This is a genomic window from Pedobacter sp. 01T416_2 (assembly GCF_056398925.1).
Genome location: NZ_JBFTQI010000464.1, coordinates 1 through 7,592, shown reverse-complemented (window position 1 = coordinate 7,592; position 7,592 = coordinate 1). Strand labels below are relative to the sequence as shown.

General features: G+C 35.7%; 10 protein-coding genes and 1 pseudogene. 6 read left to right on the top strand and 5 right to left on the bottom strand.

Annotated elements, in window-relative coordinates:
* The 4 genes from AC1DPQ_RS18085 to AC1DPQ_RS18070 form a co-directional block, all read left to right on the top strand.
* Positions 1–1,026, top strand: a 1,026-nt coding sequence (locus tag AC1DPQ_RS18085; protein WP_477610436.1) for a tetratricopeptide repeat protein, incomplete at its 5' end; no start/stop codon positions are given.
* Positions 1,027–1,241: 215 nt separating this feature from the next.
* Positions 1,242–2,402, top strand: coding sequence for an alpha/beta hydrolase (locus AC1DPQ_RS18080; protein ID WP_477610435.1), 1,161 nt, complete (start codon positions 1,242–1,244; stop codon positions 2,400–2,402).
* A gap of 8 nt (positions 2,403–2,410) precedes the next feature.
* Positions 2,411–3,112, top strand: coding sequence for an endonuclease V (locus tag AC1DPQ_RS18075; RefSeq protein ID WP_477583304.1), 702 nt, complete (start codon positions 2,411–2,413; stop codon positions 3,110–3,112).
* 17 nt (positions 3,113–3,129) lie between these two features.
* Positions 3,130–3,330, top strand: coding sequence for a PLDc N-terminal domain-containing protein (locus AC1DPQ_RS18070; RefSeq protein ID WP_477610434.1), 201 nt, complete (start codon positions 3,130–3,132; stop codon positions 3,328–3,330).
* A gap of 8 nt (positions 3,331–3,338) precedes the next feature.
* Here the strand turns inward: AC1DPQ_RS18070 and AC1DPQ_RS18065 are convergent, their stop codons facing one another.
* The 5 genes and pseudogenes from AC1DPQ_RS18065 to AC1DPQ_RS18045 form a co-directional block, all read right to left on the bottom strand.
* Entirely contained in the window at positions 3,339–3,683 is a 345-nt protein-coding gene (locus AC1DPQ_RS18065) for a hypothetical protein (protein ID WP_477583306.1), read from the bottom strand.
* Complete coding sequence (gene hemF, locus AC1DPQ_RS18060; protein ID WP_477610433.1) at positions 3,684–4,598, bottom strand: oxygen-dependent coproporphyrinogen oxidase; 915 nt, start codon at positions 4,596–4,598, stop codon at positions 3,684–3,686.
* Positions 4,599–4,689: 91 nt separating this feature from the next.
* A pseudogene (locus AC1DPQ_RS18055) lies at positions 4,690–5,815 on the bottom strand (MFS transporter).
* A 102-nt stretch (positions 5,816–5,917) separates the two neighbouring features.
* Positions 5,918–6,139 (bottom strand): coproporphyrinogen III oxidase, encoded by a 222-nt coding sequence (locus AC1DPQ_RS18050; protein WP_215128697.1) that lies wholly within the window; start codon positions 6,137–6,139, stop codon positions 5,918–5,920.
* A gap of 126 nt (positions 6,140–6,265) precedes the next feature.
* Positions 6,266–6,574, bottom strand: coding sequence for a phosphoribosylpyrophosphate synthetase (locus AC1DPQ_RS18045; protein WP_477583312.1), 309 nt, complete (start codon positions 6,572–6,574; stop codon positions 6,266–6,268).
* An 80-nt stretch (positions 6,575–6,654) separates the two neighbouring features.
* On the opposite strand from AC1DPQ_RS18045, the gene AC1DPQ_RS18040 reads away from it, so the two are divergent.
* Positions 6,655–7,140 (top strand): DUF4442 domain-containing protein, encoded by a 486-nt coding sequence (locus AC1DPQ_RS18040; protein WP_057934675.1) that lies wholly within the window; start codon positions 6,655–6,657, stop codon positions 7,138–7,140.
* Between the two features lie 11 nt (positions 7,141–7,151).
* A partial coding sequence (locus AC1DPQ_RS18035; protein ID WP_477610432.1) for an AlbA family DNA-binding domain-containing protein occupies positions 7,152–7,592 on the top strand: 441 nt, incomplete at its 3' end.

Below are 7,592 nucleotides of genomic sequence, written 5' to 3'. Positions count from 1 at the left end.
CGGTTTTACCACATTATTTATATTATGCAGAATTGCCTTAAAATATCATTAACCGCTTTAATTTTCGTTTCTTTTAATGCTGTAGCGCAAAAAAGTCAAATTCTTATCGCCAGAAATGCTGTTGGTAAACTACAAGCTTCAATTGCCAACAAAGAGGATGAAAAAAAACAGTTATCGATTATTACAGAAGGCTTAAAATCAATAGAATCAGCTGAGAAAGATAATAAAACTAAAAACTGGAGTGAAACCTGGTCTATTAAATCTTATCTTACTTCTTTCGCTTCATTAATTGATACTGATCCCAATAATGCGAATAAATTTTACGATTCAGCTGTTGAAGCTGTAGCAAAAGCCAAGTCTTTAGATCGTTATGATGATAATGGTGGCCTTATTAAAGCCTCTAATCACAATATTCTCATCAAAAAACAGGAAAAAGGTAATGAAGCTTTTTTTAATAACGATTTTAAAGAAGCATTTGCTGATTTGAAAGAAGTATGTGATAATTTCCCTGCAGATACCACATTGGCATTAAATACAGCAATTTGCGCATTAAATATTCAGTCTTACGACGAATCTTTAACCTATTTTAAACGTGCAAAAGAAAACGGAATTAGAAATCCATCGGTTTTTCAGAAAATGGCGCAGATGTATGTAGTGAAATCAGAAAATGAAACCGCTATTAAAACTTTGGAGGATGGTCTTGTGCTTAATCCGTTCAATCGCTTTTTAACAAACGATTATATTAATCTATTACTTGATACCGAGAATTATAGTAAAGCTCAGGGATTGATAGAAAACAATTTAAAAGTAGAAAAAGGAAATAAACTACTTTATTTTCTTTATGGTTACCTGCAACAGGTTGGTGGAAATAACGCTACAGCAATTTTGGCTTACGATAAAGCTTTGTCTACAGATCAAAATTATTTTGATGCATTGTACCAATTGAGTTTGGCTTACATCAATACAGCCAATGAAATCTTGAGCAAAAATGACGCTGATAAAACTGAAAAAAGTACAAGAGCTTAACCGTAAACTTCAAGAACTATAATTTTATTGAGTAATTTGTGAGGACAGGATGGTGTTAGAAAATTTAACTTAACATAATATTAATTATAAGACAAATTACGATTAGCATTATTGCTTTGATTTATACGTTATTTATATATTTAATGTGTTTATTCGTTACTTATTCTAAAATAATGCTGTCTACTATGCAAAACTTGCTTTTTAAATTCGTGTGTGTGAGCGTAATTCTACTTTTTTCATTTAAAACAAATGCTCAAAAATCTGATTATGGCGAAGTTGTAACGATGCATTCCAGCATCTTAAACGAAGACCGAAAGATATTAATCTACACACCTAAAGACCCTGACAATCCCGAGAAACGATATCCAGTGATCTATGTTCTGGATGCTGACAATCATTTCATGCAAATGGTAGAATATTCTAAATACCTCAGTCGGCAAGATGTGTATGTTATCCCGCCAATGATTGTTGTAGGAATAACAAATACAGACCGTGTTCGTGACCTCACTCCATCTAAAAGCAATTTTGACTATTCTGGGAAACCGGATACCACTGCTAACGCCCCCTATAAGAATAGCGGAGGAAATGAACATTTTTTACAATTCATCCAGAAGGAACTCCTGCCCTATGTTAATTCGAATTATAAAACTCAACCTTACCGCATTTTAGCTGGACATTCATTTGGAGGTCTGACAGCCATTAATTGTCTGATTAATTATCCGGATATGTTTAACGCATATATTGCCGTAAGCCCATCCTTCTGGTGGGATCAGAAATTTCTTCTCAAACTTGCTGATAAAAAACTGAAAGCAGGGTCAACTTTATCAAAAACGCTTTTTTTTAGTGATGGAAATGAAGGTTCTTCACCAGGATCACCTTTTCATAAAGATGTTTTAAAATTTGATTCGCTGCTCAAAAGCCGCAATATTAAAGGATTAAATTTCGAATATGCGAGCTATCCAATTGAGAGCCACATGACAGTCCCTATTAAATCGTATTATGACGGACTTCGATTTGTCTATCGTCAATGGGTTCTTCCTCCTGTAAGTGATGAAAAGATAAATTCAGAGGCTATTATGAAACATTATAAAGGATTGTCGCAAAGGTTTGGGTATCTAATTTTGCCTGACGAAGCATATTTCAACGGCTTGGCGCAATGGTTGGTAAAAAATCCGAAAACCTTAGATAATGGCATACAGATATTGGAAATGAATACGGTCAATTATCCATCTTCGTCAAAGGCCTTCACGGCTTTGGGGGCAGCATATGCGATGAAAGGAGAAAAGCAAAATGCTATCGCTTCGTATAAAAAGGCCAGTGAATTGAATCCCAGTTCAAATGAAATTAAATTACGCTTGCAGGAGTTACAGAAATAAGATATCCCATGTACGACCACTACAGCTTTGAAGATGCTACTGCTTACCAAATTGAATTAGCCAAACAGTTAAAGTTTCAGTCACTTAACAAAATTGAAACCATTGCTGGCGCAGATATTTCTTTCAATAAAAACAGTTCGACCATGTATGCGGGAATTGTGATCTTAACTTATCCAGGAATGGTTTTAAAATCATTTGCATTAGAAACTTACGAAACCAGTTTTCCTTATAAAGCAGGGTTTTTGGGATTTAAAGAAGTTCCTGCATTATTGAAAGTTTGGGAATTGATACCCAATAAACCTAATGTTGTAGTGCTTGATGGAAACGGAATTTTGCATCCACGCCGTATGGGTGTTGCTTCGCATTTTGGAATTCTTGCTAACCAAGCCACAATTGGCTGTGCTAAAAGTCTTTTACACGGACAAAACCATCAGCCTCAAAATGTCAAATTTAGTACTGCAGAAATTAAAAATAATGCGGGCGAAATGCTTGGTTTTGCATTGAGAACAAAGCGCAATTGCGCACCTGTTTATATTTCTGCCGGACATTTAATTACGCAAGAAGAAAGTTTAAATACAATTAAAAAATCTGTTGGAAATTATCGTATCCCCGAACCAACACGCCTGGCTCATAACCTAGTAAATGATTTCAGGCTTGGCAAACTAAAAACTGGCTTTCATGAGGTGGCGCCATCTTTAACATTGTTTTAAAATGACTATATTTACGTATGAACGCTTATTTGATAATTCTCGCTATTGTCGTAATGCTTATCATGTTGATAAACATTTACGTTATTTTAGACATTTCGAAATTCCCATACAACAAGAGACGACAAAAATGGATGTGGACCAATGTGGTATTGTTCTTGCCTCTTTTTGGGTCTTTAATTTATTTTTTGGTTGGTAAAAAAATACTTAGCGAAAATTAAATCCGAAATTAATTCAAACTACAATTCTCTAAATCACCGTCCCAATTTTCTTTTTCATTGGTTAAAATTTCTAGAGAATCTATTTTACAGTTCGTAACATCCAAGCAATAAGTTAATTCATTTTTCAGGCTCGGAGCAGTTAGTTTTGCTTCAGCACTGAGTAAACCGTTTTCAAATTCTTCTTCTTGAAATTCCTTTAGGTAGACAAAATTTATGTACAAACCTGTACCGGTTGTTTTAGTAGTTTCGATCCTTATAAAATCTAAGTGTTCAGACAAATAGCCGAATTTTTCTGCATTATCTTTTATTATCGTTTTAAGTAGCAGACGCTCAAATTCTTTTAATTCGGTCATTTAGATCCAGTTAATTCCTTTTTTTAGTAGCTGCTGGGTGTTGTATTCATCAGAATTAATTTCTGGCTGAACATTATAACCCCAGTTAGCCTGTGGTGGTAAACTCATTAAAATAGATTCTATCCGTCCGTTGGTTTCTAAGCCGAATTTTGTTCCAGAGTCGTAAACTAAATTAAATTCTACATAACGACTACGGCGCTGATATTGCCATTGTTTCTGGGCTTCTGTAAACTCTTTATCGCGGTTCCTATCAATCAATTCGGTGTAAATCGGCAAAAATGTTTCGCCAATATTAATAGAAAAATCTAAAATCTGCTCCCATGATAAATTGGTGTTTTCTGGCTTCAGTCTATCATAAAAAATACCGCCGATACCACGGGTTTCTTCACGGTGTTTAATAAAGAAATAATCATCGGCATGTGTTTTAAATTTTGGATAAAAATCTCCACTGAAATCATCGCAAGCCTGCTTTAATTTATGGTGAAAAAAACGGGCATCGTTTTCGAATACGTAATGTGGTGTTAAATCGATACCACCGCCAAACCAGCGTGTTTCTTCATTAAGTTCGAAATAGCGGATATTCATGTGGATAATCGGAACCAGTGGATGGTTTGGATGAATTACAATTGAAACTCCGGTAGCAAAAAAATCATCTTCGCTTACATTAAAGGCTTTTTTTACAGCTTCGGRCAATTTACCATGCACCGCAGAGAAATTTACGCCACCTTTTTCGATAATTGCACCATTTTGCATAATCCTGGTGCGTCCGCCTCCCCCACCGTTTCTTTCCCAAAGTTCCTCTTCAAACTTTCCTTTGCCATCGGCAATTTCCAATCCCCTGCAAATTTCATCCTGAATTTGCTTATACCGTTCCGCTACTTCTTCTTTAAACATGATGGCTCTTTCTATTTCCATACAAATTTAAAGCTATTCAGGCAGCTATATTGATTTATCTTTAGATAGTACATTTTATTGACATTGTTTTTAGTCAGAAGTCGGGAGCTTATTACTCTTCTAAATAATCCAAATCTTTGTTGAAACTTTCTTTTAATTGGCTCAAACCAAACATCGCAATCAGGGTTAAGATTCCCATCACTAAATATCCGGCAGTAATTAATCCGTATTTATGGGTTAAAAATTCGAATAAGAATGTAATAGGGATTAATGCGCCCCTAACAAAATTAGGTGCAGTTGTAGTTACCGTAGCCCTAATGTTTGTGCCGAATTGTTCTGATGCAATGGTAACAAATGTGGCCCAATAACCTACAGAGAAGCCCATAAACAAGCAGATCCAGATAAAATTGCTACCCGTTAAGCCGAAACTGGTTAAATAAACAACTACACTCGCAACAGAAAGCAGGTGGAAGATAAAGACTGTTTTTTTTCTCGATTTTAATACCTGAGAGAGTAGACCCGTAACCACATCGCCTATTGCAATTCCAAAATAGGTAAACATAATGCCGGTACCAGCTTTTAGTGGCTCTGTCGCACCTAAAGCTTTACCGAATTCTGGCGCTAAGGTAACCAGGATCCCCACCACAAACCATAAAGGAATACCGATTAAGATACAATAGAGATATTTCGAAAAACGTTTCCAGTTGTTAAACAGCATAAAGATATTTCCTTTTGATACTTCTGATTGGTTAGCGGCGTGTTTAAACATGCCCGATTCGAAAGTACCAACACGTAATAAAAGCAGTACCAGGCCCATTCCGCCACCTACAAAGTATGAGGTTTGCCAGGTAAATTCGGCTGCTACAGTTGCTGCAACGGCTGCACCCAATAAACCTACAGCACCAACAATCATGGTTCCATAACCGCGTTTTTCTTTATCCATGGTTTCAGCAACCAAAGTAATCCCTGCACCAAGCTCGCCAGCTAAACCTATACCGGCAATAAACCTGATGATGGCATAACTGTTAACCGATGTGACAAAACCATTGGCAATATTGGCCAGTGAATATAAARGGATTGAACCAAATATTTGCCTGGGAAACGCCAATTTCAGTTAAACTTTGAACACGAACAACAGAGAATAGAACAAGATCGTAAATGTCTACGAAGTAACCCAGAGCAGCTACAATAACTAAGAAAATTACATTACGGTTGTTTGCTTTTGCTTGAAGATCCATTTAATTATTTGGTTTAAACGCTGAAAGTACGCAATAACACAAATATTTAAAATAGATTTTTAAAATAAAAGCCACTCTTGTTTTAGAGTGGCTCTTACCTTCCTACATTGGAGGATTTTTTTTTGTGGTATCAGGTGGCATTTTGGTAGTGTCAGGCATTTTTTTAGAGGTTGTGTCTGGCATCTTTTTAGTCGTATCCATCATTTTTGTAGAATCCGTCGCAGTACTGTCTGAAGAACCAGCCATATTTTTAGACGAATTGCATGCTGAAGTGGCTATCATAAGAGAACCCGCAAAAGCAAGACTTAAGATTATTTTTTTCATAGTTTTTATTGTTATCTATTAACCTAACAACCTTATAATCATTTGGTTTTATTTTTTTTTATTCCATATTGGTTATTTTTCAACTATTGTATTGATTATTAATGTATTGTGAAACAAATAAATGTATTATTCATGATGAATCTTTAACTTATTCAGCAATTCTGGCGATATATTTTCAGCATATACACCATAACCATCTACCAATACTCCCTTTAAATTTCCCACATTTGATGAAATGGCATAAACAACCGAGCTATCAGCCGGGTCGGTCATTCCTTCGAAACGGTACACTTCTTCAATTTCAAATTCTTCAGGTTTCAGGAACAAATTGACTGATTTACATGCTAAACTTTCTGCCGTTAAATTGAAATCTAAATTATAACCACGACTATCTAAATCTGTTAAAGCGTCGGTAATGGTATCATAAACATGCATAATTCTAAATTACGGAAATATTACTAAAACAAGATCTTCAAAACTTTAAAAGGTGATAAAACTTTCTGATATTAGTGAATATGATTATTTCTCAAAACACCCTGAAATGGGTAATGCGTTTTTACCCACCCCTATTTTTTCAACGCATTTGGGTTCAGAAATTTGAAAATGAATTTAGAAGTTGTACGGTTAAGCTGAGCAAGAGTTTTTTGAATAAAAATTATAACGGTTCTATTTTTGGTGGTACTATTTATGCAGCAACAGATCCGTTTTATGCCTTATTGTTCGATCAGTTAATGCAGCGCCGAGGCTTTAAAGTCCGTGTTTGGCTAAAAAGCGCTTCTATACAATATTTAAAGCCTGGTCGTTCTACATTATACTTTACCATAACCGTAACTGATGAGATGTTGAACGAAGCAGAGCACGCACTAAAAACCGTTGGAAAGTTTGTAAAGGCCTACCCGATGGAAATTACCAATAAGGATGGCGAGCTGTGCGCTACCGTGATGAATGAAGTGTATATCCGAAACCTGCATCAGGGCGAAACCCCTAGAGTTGCTTACTAATTTTTTAGATTATGCCGAGTATTAAGAGTTTAATTTTGCAGGGCGAGGGCGTTATGCTCGATTTCAAGAAAACCATTACCAATACCGAGAAAATTGCCAAGAGCTTGGTTGCTTTTGCCAATAACAAAGGTGGTAAACTATTGATTGGTGTTGCTGATGATGGATCTATTAAAGGGGTAAAATCAGAAGAAGAAGAGAAATACATGATTTTAACTGCAGCACATCAGTTCTGCAAACCGGCAATTGAGCCTTACTTCGAAGAAATTTATGTTGATGATAAATTGGTATTGGTAGTTAATATTCCTGAAAGTGACACTAAGCCACATTACGCACTCGATGATCAAAAAAAATGGTGGGCTTATATCCGCATAGACGATAAAAGCGTTCTCGCCAGTCGCATTATTCTTGAAGTGTTGAAACAGGAATATAAAAACAATGGTGTACTTATCTCC

Coding starts and splice junctions, on each gene's coding strand:
- AC1DPQ_RS18075 (WP_477583304.1), top strand. CDS start 2,411: ATGTACGACCACTACAGCTTTGAAGATGCTACTGCTTACCAAATTGAA.
- AC1DPQ_RS18070 (WP_477610434.1), top strand. CDS start 3,130: ATGAACGCTTATTTGATAATTCTCGCTATTGTCGTAATGCTTATCATG.
- AC1DPQ_RS18045 (WP_477583312.1), bottom strand. CDS start 6,574: ATGCATGTTTATGATACCATTACCGACGCTTTAACAGATTTAGATAGT.
- AC1DPQ_RS18040 (WP_057934675.1), top strand. CDS start 6,655: ATGATTATTTCTCAAAACACCCTGAAATGGGTAATGCGTTTTTACCCA.
- AC1DPQ_RS18050 (WP_215128697.1), bottom strand. CDS start 6,139: ATGAAAAAAATAATCTTAAGTCTTGCTTTTGCGGGTTCTCTTATGATA.
- AC1DPQ_RS18065 (WP_477583306.1), bottom strand. CDS start 3,683: ATGACCGAATTAAAAGAATTTGAGCGTCTGCTACTTAAAACGATAATA.